We start from the raw sequence: 15152 nt of genomic DNA, 5'->3' as shown, positions 1-15152 counted from the left end.
TAAACAAATAGTACCCCGAATTGTAGGCTGAAAAGTTTATGATTCGGGGTTTTTATGTATGGATTTAAAACGCCACATCTTTTCTTTTGAATAGAATATAAAGAATTAATATGAGCATATAAAGTAAACTCACTAGCATAAAGATAAATGCTGTTGGATAAAATTTTGCTGCATATATAAAGAAGTCGATTTGATAAATATCTTCGTAATTTGAAACGGTACCTTTAAAGTAATTCGTAAATTTAGCGCTATATTTCCATTCATCAGGATCATCTATTAAATTACTTCCCTGATACCAATTAATAAGTGCGGAAGTAATAAATAGCATAAATGAACTTCCGAGTTGAACCATTTGATTTATTGTCAAAAAGAATCCACCTCCCATTTTATGGTTATTATAGCGTGCATTCATATGCTTGTAACCATTTTGTTGTAATCTCCTTTTCGAGTTCATACGGAAATCACATGTAAGCGGTATGATAAATGTATAACAACTAGAAAGGAGTGGTAAAACAAAATGTCACTAGAAGCGCTCATTATTTTTTCTTTGCTAAATGCGGGTCAGCTTGCAGAGAATTCGAAGGTGGATGTACATAAAGAGCAGAAAGATGCTTATGTATATGTTCAGAAAGAGGAAAATAAATAATTTTATTTTATATATAAACGAAAAAAGCCAATCCACAGGATTGGCTTTTTGTCATTAACGAGAGTAGAACTCTACGATTAATGCTTCGTTGATTTCAGCTGGTAACTCAGAACGCTCAGCGTGACGAGTGTAAGTAGCTTCTAATTTGTCAGCATCGAAAGTTAAGTATTCTGGTACGAAGTTGTTAACTTCGATCGCTTCTTTAACAACAACAAGGCTGTTAGATTTTTCGCGAACGCTGATAGTTTGACCAGGTTTTACACGGTAAGATGGGATATCTACGCGAGCGCCATCAACCATGATGTGACCGTGGTTTACTAATTGGCGAGCTGCACGACGAGTGCGAGCTAAGCCCATACGGTAAACTAAGTTGTCAAGACGAGCTTCAAGAAGGATCATGAAGTTTTCGCCGTGCTTACCAGGCATTTTACCTGCTTGGTCAAATGTGCGACGGAATTGACGCTCAGTCATGCCGTACATGTGACGAAGTTTTTGTTTCTCTTGTAATTGTAAACCGTATTCTGAAAGTTTCTTACGTTGGTTAGGACCGTGAGGACCTGGTGCGTAAGGGCGTTTTTCTAATTCTTTTCCTGTGCCGCTTAGAGAGATTCCAAGACGACGAGACAGTTTCCAAGCTGGACCTGTATAACGAGCCATAGTTGACTCCTCCTTTAAAAATGTTTTTATTTACGTAAAATAAAAACAGACGTAATCGATATTTACGGGCATTTTGTTTTCATGTACCTTCGCTCCAGCAGCAGGGAGTTACGAGATACACCTCCGTAGAGGAACAAAATACAAACGATAAACTCACATTACAAGGCTGCCTTTTTATTTTACACAAACGCTATTATATCTTTTACCCAGAGTTTCGTCAAGCAAGTACGTTTTTGTTTTATGCATAAAAATTTTGGAAATTAATATAAGAAGGAATTTAAAACAATATAGAAGAAGAGATAGAAACACAAATAAAACGCTTACATAAAATGAAGGGAAACGTTCATCAAATTTTTATGGATGAATATGCGGCAATAAAAACATAAGGGGGATGTTTTTATGAAAAAGAAGCATATGGAGACAGCGTTAATTCATCACGGTTATAAACCTGAGGAATATAAAGGAAGTTTAACACCACCTTTATTTCAAACTTCTACATTTACATTTGAGACTGCGCAGCAAGGAGAGGCGAGTTTTGCGGGAGTGGATCCATCTTATATTTACTCACGGCTTGGAAATCCAACTGTGAAATTATTTGAAGAACGTATGGCGGTGTTAGAAGGAGGAGAAGAGGCACTTGCCTTCGGGTCTGGTATGGCAGCTATTTCAGCGACTTTAATCGGTTTTTTAAAGGCTGGAGATCATATTATTTGTTCAAATGGATTATACGGATGCACGTACGGTTTTTTAGAAGTGTTAGAAGAAAAATTTATGATTACGCATTCGTTTTGTGATATGGAGACAGAGGCTGATATTGAAAATAAAATTCGCTCAAATACAAAGCTTATTTTCGTTGAAACACCAATTAATCCAACGATGAAATTAATTGATTTAAAACAAGTGATTCGGGTTGCGAAGCGAAAAGGCTTACTTGTTATTGTTGATAATACATTTTGTTCACCTTATTTACAAAGACCGCTTGAGCTTGGCTGTGACGCTGTTGTGCATAGTGCGACAAAATATATTGGTGGTCACGGTGACGTTGTAGCGGGCGTAACAATTTGTAAAACGAAAGCATTAGCTGAAAAGATTCGCCCGATGCGAAAGGATATCGGCGGTATTATGGCACCGTTTGATGCGTGGTTATTATTACGCGGGTTAAAGACGTTAGCAGTAAGAATGGATCGTCATTGTGATAATGCAGAAAAAATTGTATCGTTCTTAAGAAAACATGATGCGGTAGAAGGTGTTTGGTATCCAGAAGGAGAGTTAGCATCTCGTCAAATGAAACGCGGGGGCGGTGTTATTTCTTTTTCAGTAAAAGGCGGAAAAGAAGAGACGCAAGCGTTTATTAATGATCTTCACTTTATTACAATTGCGGTGAGTTTAGGAGATACAGAAACGTTAATTCAGCATCCAGCAACGATGACGCACGCTGCGATTCCAGCTGAACTAAGAAAAGAAATGGGCATTTTCGATAATTTAATACGCTTATCAGTCGGTTTAGAATCGTGGGAGGATATCGTTTCTGATTTAGAGCAGGCATTAAAGAAAATATCTACTGTTAATCAATAAAAAAAGAGTGAGCTATCGGTTTTGTACAGGACGTACTAAATCGATAACTCGCTCTTTTCTTTTTACATATGTTTTAGGAGTGTTTCCACAAACTTTTCTAAATAGCGCTGATCTACTTCATCGAAACGATTCTTTTCGGGACTATCAATGTCAAGTACACCAATGACAGCTCCTTCTTTCACAATTGGTACAACGATTTCTGAATTAGAAGCACTATCGCAAGCGATGTGACCTGGGAATTGGTGAACGTCTGCTACAAGCTGTGTTGTTTTCGTTTCAGCTGCTACGCCGCAAACGCCTCGTCCAAATGGAATGCGTACGCAAGCAGGCATTCCTTGGAACGGTCCAAGGACAAGCTGATTTCCTTCTGTTACGTAAAAGCCAACCCAATTAACGCGATCTAAAAATTGGTTTAATAATGCGGAAGCATTTGATAAGTTTGCGACTACGTTTGATTCGCCAGTTAATAACGCATCCAGTTGTTTAATTACTGTCTCATATTGCTGCACACGAGATCCTGCATAACTTTCTTTAGTAAACATGGAAACAGCTCCTTTTTTATCGAGATGTGTAAAATATTAGCAAAATACGATGTATTTCACATGACTTTGTCGATAGAAAATTAAAGGAATTTGTCTTAAAAGTCAAGAAATTTAAACTATAGCTGTTCAGTGAGGGGAAGTGAGCGCATGAAGCAGACGAAACAAAAAGTAATTGATGCGGCAATATCGTTGTTTAATACGAAAGGTTATGATGGAACGTCGGTGCGAGACATTGCAAAGCGAGCGGATGTGAATGTAGCGAATATTTCATATTATTTTGCTGGGAAGCAAGGTTTATTAGAACAGCTTATTACTGATTTTTTAGAAGGATATATTCATGTGATTGAAATGTCGTTTGAACAGAGAGAGTATTTGTCGGCTAAAGATGTAATGGTGCAAATGGTGCGCGGGATTTTACGATATCAATTTGAAAATAGAGAACTAACACGTTTCTTCTACCGAGAGCTTTCGCTTGATACGACATTAATTCGTGAAGTGATGACCGTTTATTTTTCTAAAGAAAGATATTATATAGAACAAATGATTAGACAAGGACAAATGAAACAAGAATTTCAGAAAGTATCATTTACAATGTTTATGACGCAATTAAAAGGTATGATAAGTATGCCGTTTTTATATCCACAATATATATCAGAAGTACTCCATTCTTTCCCGTCTGAGACATTTTTCATAGAAATGTATACGAAAGAGATTGAGCAATGGATGGAACAAGCATTATGTAAAGCGAATATGTACCATGAATGGCCAAGAGCTGTTCATATGTGAAGAATCCCCACCTAACGAACTGAGGTGGGGATTTTTATGTTTACTTTTCTTTGCCATAAATTGTTACATAATAGCGCGATAATTGTTAATGCAGCTCCAGCGATTTCAATTTTATCGACTGTATAACCTCGAAAGATAGAACCAATGAGTGCAAGGATAGGAACTAAATTCATAAATAATATGCCGTTAATAGATGAAATATAGCGATTTCCCATATTCCAGCAAAATACAGCGATAACGCCTGCGATAATCGACATATAAAAGAGTTCAAAACGAACGCTCACAACTGTACGCAGTGACGGCATAGTAACTATATTTGTGTACGTTAAGAAAGTAACAATAACGATGAGTGAAATGGAGCCAAATAAACAAGTTAATGTCGTGTACCTAAGTGGTGACCAAGATTGAAAACGAGCAGCCCCGTTTGTATAAATGACCCAGCAAGTAACGCCGCATAGCATCAATATATTTGTTGATAAGTGGCTTGCAGCTCCAAATAGTAATTCAATATTTCCTTTTGAAATGACAAGCATAACACCAAGTAATGCAACGAACATACAAAGGAATGTATAGTTTTGTGGGCGGCGATTTTGGGTTATCCATTGCAGTGATAAGGCAATCAGTGGCATAAGGGATTGAATCATAGCTGCATGGATTGCTCCGGAAGGTCCGGCAAGTTGCTGTCCGTAGAAAACGAGAAAACCATACCCCGCGAAACCGACTGTCCCGTAAAAGAATAGAGAAAGTGTTCTTTTTTCTAAGCGGAGTGAAGTCTTTCCTTCAGTAATTAATAGCAAAATAAGAAAAATAATAGCTGCTGATCCATAGCGAAGCGTTGTGAAGAAGAATGGATCGATAAATTGCAGAGCTCTTGCCATTACAGGAAACATAAATCCCCAGGCAGTGACGGCGAGTAAGCATAGAAAGGATCCGAGTAGCATTTGATTTTTGTTCAAGAGTATCTTTCCCCTTTACATTTCGTTATAGTAAGTTGATGAAATAAGTATAAAGAGTAATTGTTTATAGGAGGAAATATCGATTTCTTATAACGGTTATAACTTTTTGTTAGAGGTGTGTACGATGGATTTGGAGGCAGTACGATCGTTTATTGAAGTGAAGCATACGCGAAGTTTATCAAAGGCAAGTAAGATTTTACATATATCACAACCAGCGCTTAGTAAACAAATTCAAAAGTTAGAAGCGGATTTAGAGGTTACTTTACTTAAACGTTCTGCGCAAGGAGTAGAGTTAACGGAGGCAGGAGAGTTATTTATAAAAAGAATGTTACCGATTTTGGAGCAAATAAATGAAGTGAAAACAGAAATGAGGGGGTATCAAGAGAACCGGAAGTTTTCAATTGGTATACTACCGAGTTTAGCGGAGCATTACATATCAGAATGTAAAGATATATTAGGTGATGAGTTCGAAGTGGAATGGCAAATCGGGCATACGGAAGTATTAAGAGATTTATTTAAAGCGCGGGAGATTGACGCGATGTTCATCGATTCAGTAGTAGAAGGTGCTACGTATATAAAAGAAGTGCAACAAGAGAAAATTGTTTGTGCCGTTTCAAATAATCATCCGTACAAAGAGAAGATAGTCATTCAAATAGAAGAGCTGCACAATGAAAAATTAATTGTATATCCAGAAATATGTGATGTAAGGAAAATGATCATGAACATGTTTCATGAAATAGGTGTAAAACCAACTATAGCTGTGGAAACATCTTACGCAGAACCGATGCTTGCAATGGTAAAAGCTGGCCTTGGTATCACGTTACTTCCAGAAAGGGCAGTAGAGCAGTCTGTAAGGCAAGGAAATGTACATGTAATTTCTGTTGAACCACCACTCATGCGGAAAATTTATTTCGTATCCCATACGAAAGATTGTTTGTTATTACAATCATTTGAGGATAGGGAGTGAGGTAGGCGGAATATTGAGAAAGATTACAATCACATTGAAAGAAACATGAAATTTTAAAAAAAACTAGGTCAAAAACAAACCATTACATGGTATGATTAGTACATTGTTAGTTGTTAAATATAGGGGAATTCCCTTTTTATACATAATGCCTTCCATTTCATAAACGGAACGGACAAAAAAAGAGATATAACTAGGAGGCTTTTTTGCATGGATTCTATCCTGACGATCGTTATCATTGTAGTAAGCTCTATTCTAGTGCTGCTCATGATAGAGCTTGTGATAAGAAATCGTTCATATAAAGATATTGAAGCACTGGAGCAGTGGAAACAAGAGATAAAAGATAAACCTGTGGCAGATGAACTAAAACGGGTAAAAGATTTAAACATGACGGGTCAAACAGAAGAACTGTTTGGTAAATGGCGTGAAGAATGGGATGAAATTGTATCAACAACCCTTCCGAAAGCTGACAAAGATTTAGCGCAAGCGCGAAAATTCGCCTCGCAATTCTCCTTCCGAAAAGCAAAGCATGCGATGAACGAATCCATAAGTGGTTTAGATGACGCTGATAATCGTATTACTGACATTTTAAATGAATTACAGCAATTGTTAGAAAGCCATGAGAAAAATAGCTCGGAAATTGAAGGGTTACGTGATACATATCGTAGTATGAAAAAGAGTGTTCTTGCTCATAGACATATGTATGGAGCAGCAGAGCAGAAAATCGAAGAGATGCTAGACGCTGAATCTGAGAAATTTAAAACCTTTGAAGAAGCAACAAACAATGGCGACTATTTAAAAGCGAGAGAAATTGTTATTAGTTTGGAAGAAGGTTTAGCAGATTTAGAAATCATTATTCACCAAATTCCAGATTTATTGGTAGAGTGTCAAGCGACATTACCAGTTCAGCTGGAAGATTTATTACACGGACATAATGATATGGTAAGACAAGGTTATGTATTAGATTATTTGGAAGTCCCTAAAGAAGTTCGCGATATGACGAAACAACTACAAACATGTTTAATGGATATACAGGAGCTTCATATAACAGAAGCGGCTGAAAAAGTAGAAAACTTAAAAACACGTTTAGATGGCTTCTACGATCAATTGGAACAAGAAGTACATGCGAGACATTATGTGGAGCAAAAAACACTGTCTGTTTACGATGACTTAGAAGAAATGCGTATCGAAACGATTGAAACGAAAACAGAAACACAACTTGTGAAACAAAGCTATCAGTTACAAGATAAAGACATTGAGTCTCAAAAAGTAATTGAAAAGCAAATGCACATTTTAACGAAACGTTTTGAAATGCTACAATTACGCGTTGCAGAACAAGATATTGCCTTCTCTATTATTCGTGAGGAACTAGAAGAGGTTTATGAGCAATGTGAAACGTTAAAAGTACTTCATGCAGAATATAAAGAAATGCTGCAAGCGATGCGCAAAGAAGAATTTGAAGCACGTGAGAAGTTACAAGAAATGCGAAATACTATTTTCGAAACGAAACGCTTTATGCAAAAGTCGAATTTGCCAGGTCTTCCAGAGAGTATTATGGAAGATTTAAAAAGAGGGCAAATGGCAATGCAAGCTGTATATGAACAATTAGAAGTGAAGCCGTTAAATATGAACGCTGTAAATAGCAGTTTAGAAGAAGCATACACAACTGTGAACGGTGTGGCTGAAATGACAGAAGAGTTAATTGGACAAGCATATTTAGTGGAAAAATTAATTCAGTACGGTAACCGTTACCGTAGTCATGATGAAAACCTAGCAGAGAGTTTAAATTATGCTGAGAAATTATTCCGTGAATACCAATACGATGCAGCTTTAGAACAAGCGGCTTCAGTATTAGAGCAACTTGAACCTGGCGTTGTTCAAAAAATAGCTGAATATGTAGACAATGATCAAACCCTTTCATAAAAGGGTTTGTTTTTTTGTGTAATTTTGCAGACGATGTTGCTATAATGAATAGCGGAATACAGCAAGGTTATTCGTTTCAAAATAAAGTGAAACTGTAATCAGTAGGAGGATTCATCCCCATTGATTACTAGCCTTCACCAATCGGGCATTTACGGACAGCCCGACTCCTACCTAACTTCTTTGCTCTAACTGGATTTTGAGGTGAGAGTCTTATTGCCCGTTCATGCGGGATAAAGTGAAACTGTAATAGGAGGGCATCCTCGACAATTATTAGCCTTCACCAATCGAGATAAAATGGAACCTTTGCGTAGTCTTAGCGTAATGACACGTATTTATGATATGATTATACGATGTGATAGCGCTGAAAGGGGAAGAACGATGATCTATTTTGATAATAGTGCGACGACGAAGCCATATCCAGAAGCTCTTCAATCGTACGTGACGGTTGCTGGGAAATATTTTGGTAATCCTTCTTCTATTCATTCGCTTGGAGGAGAGGCAGAGCGTCTATTAACACAATCAAGAACGATTGCAGCGCAGCTTCTTCGTGTTAAACCTTCTGAAATTATTTTTACATCAGGTGGAACGGAAGGGAATAACCTTGCGATTAAAGGGATAGCGATGAGGAATCGTTCGCGTGGCAAACATATCATTACAACAAATATTGAACACGCGTCTGTGTTTGAGGCATATAAGCAATTAGAAGAACTCGGGTTTGATGTAACATATTTACCGGTTAACGAGCATGGTGTTGTGTCGGTAGAAGATGTGAAACGAGCACTTCGTGAAGATACGATTCTTGTGTCAATTATTCATGTGAACAACGAAACTGGAGCAATTCAGCCCGTTGCTGAAATTGGAACGTTATTATCGAATCATCCGAAAATAAGATTCCATGTAGATCATGTACAAGGGATAGGGAAAGTACCGCTTGATTTATATGCGTCTCATATTGATCTTTGCTCAATATCTGGACATAAATTCCACAGTGTAAAAGGAACGGGTCTTCTTTATGTACGCGATGGCGTAAGATTAGATCCGATTTTATCAGGTGGTCAACAAGAGCTTAAGTATCGTTCTGGTACAGAAAATTTACCTGGCATTGTAGCGATGGTGAAAGCACTTCGTATGACAATGGAACAAGTGAAAGAAAAGGTAGCTCATTTGCAAAGTTTACAAGCAGAGCTTGTTCGTTTCTTTAAAGAGATGGAAGATGTAACGATTAACACGTCGCTTGCATATGCAGCACCGCACATTTTAAATGTATCATTTGTTGGTTTAAAACCAGAAGTAGTCGTTCATGCTTTAGAAGAACACGGTGTATATGTGTCAACGAAATCTGCTTGTTCTTCAAAAGCAAATGAAGTGAGCAGAGTGTTAGTGTCAATGGGAGTGCCGCATGCAGCAGCTGCAAGCGCTATTCGTATTAGTTTGGCACCAGAAAACACAATGGAAGAAGTAAAACAATTTGAAGGTATTGTAAAAGAGACGATGCCAAAATTATATGAAGTGATGAGGTAAAGAAATTATGTTGAAATATGAATATATTTTAGTGCGTTACGGAGAAATGACGACAAAAGGTAAGAACCGTTCTAAGTTTGTAAGCACATTAAAAGATAACGTGAAGTTCAAACTGAAAAAATTCCCAAATATTAAAATCGATGCAACACATGATCGTATGTACATCCAGTTAAATGGTGAAGATCATGAAGCAGTCTCTGAAAGATTGAAGGATGTATTTGGTATTCATAAGTTTAACTTAGCGATGAAAGTACCATCAGAATTAGAAGACATTAAAGAAGGTGCATTAGCAGCTTTCTTACAAGTAAAAGGTGATGTGAAAACATTTAAAATTACTGTACACCGTTCTTATAAGCGTTTCCCAATGAGAACGATGGAATTATTACCTGAGATTGGCGGACACATTCTAGAAAATACAGAAGATATTACAGTAGATGTTCATAATCCAGATGTAAATGTACGCGTAGAGATCCGCAGTGGCTATAGCTATATCATGTGCGATGAGCGTATGGGAGCTGGCGGTTTACCAGTTGGCGTTGGCGGAAAAGTAATGGTACTTCTTTCTGGTGGTATTGATAGCCCAGTAGCAGCTTACTTAACGATGAAACGCGGCGTATCTGTGGAAGCAGTTCACTTCCATAGTCCACCTTTCACAAGTGAGCGTGCAAAACAAAAAGTAATCGATTTAGCACAAGAGTTAACGAAGTATTGTAAACGAGTAACGCTTCACCTTGTTCCGTTTACAGAAGTGCAAAAAACGATTAATAAAGAAATCCCATCTAGCTATTCAATGACGGTTATGCGCCGTATGATGATGCGTATTACAGAACGCATTGCTGAGGAGCGTAACGCACTTGCAATTACGACTGGTGAAAGTCTTGGACAAGTAGCAAGCCAAACGTTAGATAGTATGCATACGATTAACGAAGTAACAAACTACCCAGTTATTCGTCCGCTTATTACGATGGATAAATTAGAGATTATTAAAATCGCTGAAGAAATCGGCACGTATGATATTTCAATTCGTCCATATGAAGATTGCTGTACTGTATTCACACCAGCAAGCCCAGCGACGAAGCCGAAACGTGAAAAAGCAAATCGTTTTGAAGCGAAATACGATTTCACACCATTAATCGATGAAGCTGTAGCGAACAAAGAAACAATGGTATTACAAACGGTAGAAGTAGTGGCGGAAGAAGAAAAATTTGAAGAACTTTTCTAAAACCATAAATTACCATATCTAAAACGTGTATGAAGTCATGTTATTTATCACACTCTATACTCACAAGGAGGTGATATAACATGTCACGTAGCACAAATAAATTAGCGGTTCCTGGTGCTGAATCAGCATTAGACCAAATGAAATACGAAATCGCTCAAGAGTTTGGTGTTCAACTTGGAGCTGATGCAACAGCTCGCGCTAACGGTTCTGTTGGTGGTGAAATCACTAAACGTCTAGTTTCACTAGCTGAGCAACAATTAGGCGGTTACCAAAAATAATCCCATATGATGGCTTAGAAAGAGCGGGTTCTCCCGCTCTTTCTTTTTTTGTGTTGTGTCGCTATTTGTCGGTAAGTCGATGTAATTTCGTTTACTAATTCGACAGAACTGAAAAATTTGTCAAAAGAAGAGGGTTCAAAATTAACTGAAAATTCTTTATTATATAAAGGAGGCATAAAGAAAAGGGAGGATATTTTATGAAGCGAGAAGAATTGTTGGCGCCACCGTCTTATAATTTAGTTTCTGAAATAGAGAAATATACAGGTGATAAAGGGAAGTTAGCTTTAATTTGGCAAGATGATAAAGGGAATCGAAGGGAAGTTACATACGCTGAATTAATGCAAGGTGCGAATAAAATTGGAAACGCTTTTATAAAAAGTGGTTTGCAAAAAGGGGACAAGCTTCTCATTATGATGCCGCGTTTAATTGAAGCGTACATGACGTATATTGCTGCTATTAAAGCAGGATTTGTCGTAATTCCAAGCTCGGAAATGTTACGTAAAAAAGATATAGAATATCGAATTGGACATGGAGAAGTAAAAGCGATAGTAAGCTATGAGCCGTATATTAGGCAGTTTGATGATATAGAAGCGATGGAATCTCTTCGAAAATTTGTCCTGAGCGAGCAGTCAGTAGATGGATGGATTAATTTAAAAACAGCGTTAGAAACAGAGAGTGACATGTTAGAAATGGCGAAGACAGATAAAGAAGATATGGTCTTTTTATCTTACACGTCAGGAACGACAGGAAATCCAAAAGGTGTCGTTCATACACATGCGTGGGCATACGCTCATTTACGTACGAGCGCTCCAAATTGGCTCGGAATTGAAGAGAATGATATTGTATGGGCAACAGCTAGTCCAGGCTGGCAAAAGTGGATTTGGAGCCCGTTTTTAGCAACTTTAGGATCAGGGGCAACAGGGTTTGTATATCACGGTAAGTTTGAACCGAAAACGTACCTGAATTTATTAGACGATAATAAGGTGAATGTGCTTTGTTGTACACCGACTGAGTATAGATTAATGGCAAAGGTAGAAGATTTAAGCCAGTACAATTTAGAGGCACTACATAGCGCTGTATCGGCAGGTGAGCCGTTAAATAGAGAAGTCATTGAAACGTTCAAAAAGCACTTTCATATTACAGTGAGAGACGGCTATGGGCAAACGGAAAACACATTACTTGTTGGTGTAATGAAAGGGATGGATATTAGACCAGGATCAATGGGGAAACCAACGCCAGGTAACCATGTCGATATCGTAAATGAGGAAGGTACTCCAGTTAAAGTAGGCGAAGTTGGTGATATTGCAGTTCACATTGAAACGCCGGCCCTCTTTAAACAATATTACAAAGACGATGAGCGTACAGCGATGCAATTTCGCGGTGATTATTATATTACAGGTGATAAAGCGAAGAAAGATGAAGACGGCTACTTCTGGTTTGAAGGGCGCGGCGATGATATCATTATTAGCTCTGGTTATACAATCGGGCCGTTTGAAGTAGAGCATGCTCTTGTAAAACATCCGTACGTAAGAGAATGTGCAGTTGTCGCAAGTCCTGATGAAATTCGTGGAAGTGTCGTGAAGGCATTTATCGTATTAAGAGAGAATATAGAAAAGAACGAAGAAATATTAATTCCAACACTCCAACAACACGTCAAAGAACTCACTGCACCATATAAATACCCTCGCAAAATTGAATTTGTAGATGAACTACCAAAAACGATTTCTGGAAAAATTCGCCGTATTGAACTTAGAAAACAAGAGATGGAGATTCCGTCAAAATAATTTTGAAAACAGTGAAGTAAATAGTTGAATGAAATGTAAATCAATGATAAAATAAAAACGAACATAAGTTCGATTTTATAAATTTAAAAAAGAGGTGTCCGTATGATTTTAGGTATTAATCCGTACTTAGTTTTAGATGGTAGTGGGCAAGAAGCTGTACAGTTTTATAAAGAGGCTTTAGATGCAAAAGTAGAAGTCATGCAAACTTTTGGTGACATGCCTGAAAATCCAGAATACCCGATTCCAGCTGAAGCGAAAGAGCGCGTTTTACACGCTACTTTAAAAGTTGGTAATACGGATCTTATGATTTCTGATACATTCCCAGGTCAAGGGCATGCAATCGGATCTCAAGTAACAATCGCAATTCAAATTAGTAATGCAGAAAAAGCAAAAGAAGTATTCGATAAGTTACAAGAAGGTGGAGAAGTTATCATGCCACTTCAAGAAACATTCTGGAGCCCAGCATACGGACAAGTAAAAGATAAATTTAATATTGAATGGCAAGTTACAACATCTACTACCGAACAAAAGTAATTTTTAGAAAAGCACCATGTTTTGAAATGGTGCTTTTTTTTATACAATAAAAAATAAAGGAGATGGGATATATGGGAGAAATTTGGTATGGCGGCACCATTTACACAGTGAGAGAAGAAAATGAAAAAGTGGACGCTGTTTACGTTGAAAACGGTACGATCGTTGATGTTGGAAGTAAAGAAGAGTTAGAAAACCAATATGCCGCGGTTACATTGTACGATTTAAAAGGCAAAACAATGATCCCAGGTCTCGTTGATAGTCATATGCATCTTATTGGGCATGGAGAGAGATTACTCCGTCTAGATTTATCAAATTGTACATCTTATGGCGAAGTGCTTACTCTTGTTCAGAAGCGAGTGGAAGAAGCTCCAAAGGGCTCTTGGATTATTGGAGAAGGATGGAATGAAAATAACTTTACAGATACGAAAGATGTTCATGCGCGTGATTTAGATGAAATTTCGAAAGAACATCCCATTTTATTAAAGCGAGTTTGTCGTCACGTTACATGGGTAAATTCATACATACTGCAAGAAGCGAATATAACAGAAAAGGCAGAAGATCCAAAAGGCGGGAAAATTGGTAGAGATTCATCAAATAAGTTAACAGGGCTTTTATATGAACAAGGGCAAGAATTAATTACACATGTTCAGCCAGAAATTGATGAAGCTTATTTACAAAGAGCTCTGCAAACAGCGATTAAAGATTGCTGGAAATACGGACTTGTTGGCGGGCATACGGAAGATTTAAATTATTATGGTGGTTTTAGAAAAACATATAATGCGTTTTCTCACGTTATAAAAGAAATGCCATTTAAAGCCCATTTGCTCGTTCACCATGAAGTAGCACATGAACGAAAAGAATATGAAAATGAACATTGTATTGAATTTGGAGCAATGAAAATTTTCTCTGACGGTTCTTTTGGCGGAAGAACAGCATTATTAAGTGAACCGTATGAAGATGCGAAGGAAACAAATGGAGTTGCGATTTTCTCACGTGAAGAACTTGCGGAATTAGTAAAGAAAGCACGAGATTTACATATGCCAGTTGCGATTCATACTATCGGTGACTTATCGCTTGAATATGTCATTGATGCACTCGAATTATATCCACCAGCAGAAGGGTTACGTGACCGTATTATTCATTGTCAGCTTGCTCGTGAAGAGTTGATAGAAAGAATGAAAAACTTGCAAGCCATTATCGATATACAGCCAGTCTTTCTTTCATCAGATTTTCCGTCAGTCATTGAAAAACTAGGCGAGCACCGTCTTCGTTATGCGTACGCTTGGAAGACGTTACTGGAAGCAGGATTACACTGCAACGGTGGCTCAGATGCTCCCATTGAACAAGTGAATCCGTTTTTAGGCATATATAGCGCTGTTACACGTAGAAGTTTTATTGACGGTATATGCTATATGCCTGAGGAAAGATTAACGGTTTATGAGGCTGTTTCTTTATTTACAACAGGAAGTGCCTATGCAATCGGAAAAGAAGCGAAGCGAGGGCAAATTGCAAAAGGATATGAAGCAGATTTTACAATATTAGACCGCAATATTTTTGAAATTGAGGCAGAAGAAATAAAAGAAGTACAAGCAGAAATGACCGTAATAGATGGCCAAGTTGTCTATAGAAAAGATGCGTAAAAAATATATGAGCGGTTTTCGGAATATATCGACTTACCGACAAAAACTGACAAGAATAACGGCCGGATAGTAAGAGATTATTGTTCGCGCCAATCGGGGGAAATAAATAACCGCAGAATTATGG

General features: G+C 37.7%; 15 protein-coding genes. 11 read left to right on the top strand and 4 right to left on the bottom strand.

Features of this window, described 5'->3' with window-relative positions; genetic code table 11:
* Positions 1–64: 64 nt before the first annotated feature.
* Positions 65–412, bottom strand: coding sequence for a YjdJ family protein (locus BC_RS23245; RefSeq protein WP_000994181.1), 348 nt, complete (start codon positions 410–412; stop codon positions 65–67).
* 105 nt (positions 413–517) lie between these two features.
* On the opposite strand from BC_RS23245, the gene BC_RS23240 reads away from it, so the two are divergent.
* The gene (locus BC_RS23240; protein WP_000050944.1) at positions 518–646 is read left to right on the top strand and encodes a hypothetical protein; all 129 of its coding nucleotides are present in this window, start codon (positions 518–520) and stop codon (positions 644–646) included.
* Positions 647–700: 54 nt separating this feature from the next.
* Here the strand turns inward: BC_RS23240 and rpsD are convergent, their stop codons facing one another.
* Complete coding sequence (rpsD, locus tag BC_RS23235; protein ID WP_000135317.1) at positions 701–1303, bottom strand: 30S ribosomal protein S4; 603 nt, start codon at positions 1301–1303, stop codon at positions 701–703.
* 399 nt (positions 1304–1702) lie between these two features.
* Here rpsD and megL point away from each other — a divergent pair, with 399 nt between their 5' ends.
* Positions 1703–2878: a methionine gamma-lyase gene (gene megL, locus BC_RS23230; RefSeq protein WP_000726562.1), complete on the top strand. Its 1176-nt coding sequence runs from the start codon at positions 1703–1705 to the stop codon at positions 2876–2878.
* A gap of 62 nt (positions 2879–2940) precedes the next feature.
* Here the strand turns inward: megL and BC_RS23225 are convergent, their stop codons facing one another.
* Positions 2941–3420 carry a GAF domain-containing protein gene (locus BC_RS23225; RefSeq protein WP_000494340.1) on the bottom strand — a complete coding sequence of 160 codons (480 nt, stop codon included), beginning with the start codon at positions 3418–3420 and terminating at the stop codon, positions 2941–2943.
* A 147-nt stretch (positions 3421–3567) separates the two neighbouring features.
* Between BC_RS23225 and refZ the strand changes: the two genes are divergently transcribed.
* On the top strand, positions 3568–4206 hold the full coding sequence (gene refZ, locus BC_RS23220) for a forespore capture DNA-binding protein RefZ (RefSeq protein WP_000814923.1): 639 nt from the start codon (positions 3568–3570) through the stop codon (positions 4204–4206).
* A gap of 11 nt (positions 4207–4217) precedes the next feature.
* Here the strand turns inward: refZ and BC_RS23215 are convergent, their stop codons facing one another.
* Positions 4218–5162 carry a DMT family transporter gene (locus tag BC_RS23215; RefSeq protein WP_011110420.1) on the bottom strand — a complete coding sequence of 315 codons (945 nt, stop codon included), beginning with the start codon at positions 5160–5162 and terminating at the stop codon, positions 4218–4220.
* A gap of 124 nt (positions 5163–5286) precedes the next feature.
* Between BC_RS23215 and BC_RS23210 the strand changes: the two genes are divergently transcribed.
* From BC_RS23210 to BC_RS23175, 8 genes are all read left to right on the top strand, one after another.
* Positions 5287–6129, top strand: coding sequence for a LysR family transcriptional regulator (locus BC_RS23210; protein ID WP_000362529.1), 843 nt, complete (start codon positions 5287–5289; stop codon positions 6127–6129).
* A 207-nt stretch (positions 6130–6336) separates the two neighbouring features.
* A complete protein-coding gene (gene ezrA, locus BC_RS23205) occupies positions 6337–8049 on the top strand; it encodes a septation ring formation regulator EzrA (protein ID WP_000377302.1) in 1713 nt (570 codons plus the stop codon).
* A gap of 378 nt (positions 8050–8427) precedes the next feature.
* On the top strand, positions 8428–9570 hold the full coding sequence (locus tag BC_RS23200; RefSeq protein ID WP_000638992.1) for a cysteine desulfurase family protein: 1143 nt from the start codon (positions 8428–8430) through the stop codon (positions 9568–9570).
* A 7-nt stretch (positions 9571–9577) separates the two neighbouring features.
* Positions 9578–10792 carry a tRNA uracil 4-sulfurtransferase ThiI gene (gene thiI, locus BC_RS23195; protein ID WP_000922339.1) on the top strand — a complete coding sequence of 405 codons (1215 nt, stop codon included), beginning with the start codon at positions 9578–9580 and terminating at the stop codon, positions 10790–10792.
* 80 nt (positions 10793–10872) lie between these two features.
* Positions 10873–11070: an alpha/beta-type small acid-soluble spore protein gene (locus tag BC_RS23190; protein ID WP_000091640.1), complete on the top strand. Its 198-nt coding sequence runs from the start codon at positions 10873–10875 to the stop codon at positions 11068–11070.
* Positions 11071–11267: 197 nt separating this feature from the next.
* A complete protein-coding gene (mbcS, locus tag BC_RS23185; protein WP_000817768.1) occupies positions 11268–12854 on the top strand; it encodes an acyl-CoA synthetase MbcS in 1587 nt (528 codons plus the stop codon).
* A gap of 102 nt (positions 12855–12956) precedes the next feature.
* Complete coding sequence (locus BC_RS23180; RefSeq protein WP_000600350.1) at positions 12957–13388, top strand: VOC family protein; 432 nt, start codon at positions 12957–12959, stop codon at positions 13386–13388.
* Between the two features lie 71 nt (positions 13389–13459).
* Positions 13460–15028 (top strand): amidohydrolase, encoded by a 1569-nt coding sequence (locus tag BC_RS23175; RefSeq protein WP_000504021.1) that lies wholly within the window; start codon positions 13460–13462, stop codon positions 15026–15028.
* Positions 15029–15152: the final 124 nt, after the last annotated feature.

This window comes from Bacillus cereus ATCC 14579 (assembly GCF_000007825.1).
GTDB classification, from domain to species: Bacteria; Bacillota; Bacilli; order Bacillales; family Bacillaceae_G; genus Bacillus_A; species Bacillus_A cereus.
The sequence above is the reverse complement of the archived record's forward strand: the minus strand, read 5'-3'. Positions and strand labels throughout refer to the sequence as shown.

Excerpts from the sequence above, each read along its gene's own strand:
- BC_RS23245 (WP_000994181.1), bottom strand. The coding sequence starts at position 412 with ATGAATGCACGCTATAATAACCATAAAATGGGAGGTGGATTCTTTTTG.
- BC_RS23240 (WP_000050944.1), top strand. The coding sequence starts at position 518 with ATGTCACTAGAAGCGCTCATTATTTTTTCTTTGCTAAATGCGGGTCAG.
- rpsD (WP_000135317.1), bottom strand. The coding sequence starts at position 1,303 with ATGGCTCGTTATACAGGTCCAGCTTGGAAACTGTCTCGTCGTCTTGGA.
- megL (WP_000726562.1), top strand. The coding sequence starts at position 1,703 with ATGAAAAAGAAGCATATGGAGACAGCGTTAATTCATCACGGTTATAAA.
- BC_RS23225 (WP_000494340.1), bottom strand. The coding sequence starts at position 3,420 with ATGTTTACTAAAGAAAGTTATGCAGGATCTCGTGTGCAGCAATATGAG.
- refZ (WP_000814923.1), top strand. The coding sequence starts at position 3,568 with ATGAAGCAGACGAAACAAAAAGTAATTGATGCGGCAATATCGTTGTTT.
- BC_RS23210 (WP_000362529.1), top strand. The coding sequence starts at position 5,287 with ATGGATTTGGAGGCAGTACGATCGTTTATTGAAGTGAAGCATACGCGA.
- ezrA (WP_000377302.1), top strand. The coding sequence starts at position 6,337 with ATGGATTCTATCCTGACGATCGTTATCATTGTAGTAAGCTCTATTCTA.
- BC_RS23200 (WP_000638992.1), top strand. The coding sequence starts at position 8,428 with ATGATCTATTTTGATAATAGTGCGACGACGAAGCCATATCCAGAAGCT.
- thiI (WP_000922339.1), top strand. The coding sequence starts at position 9,578 with ATGTTGAAATATGAATATATTTTAGTGCGTTACGGAGAAATGACGACA.
- BC_RS23190 (WP_000091640.1), top strand. The coding sequence starts at position 10,873 with ATGTCACGTAGCACAAATAAATTAGCGGTTCCTGGTGCTGAATCAGCA.
- mbcS (WP_000817768.1), top strand. The coding sequence starts at position 11,268 with ATGAAGCGAGAAGAATTGTTGGCGCCACCGTCTTATAATTTAGTTTCT.
- BC_RS23180 (WP_000600350.1), top strand. The coding sequence starts at position 12,957 with ATGATTTTAGGTATTAATCCGTACTTAGTTTTAGATGGTAGTGGGCAA.
- BC_RS23175 (WP_000504021.1), top strand. The coding sequence starts at position 13,460 with ATGGGAGAAATTTGGTATGGCGGCACCATTTACACAGTGAGAGAAGAA.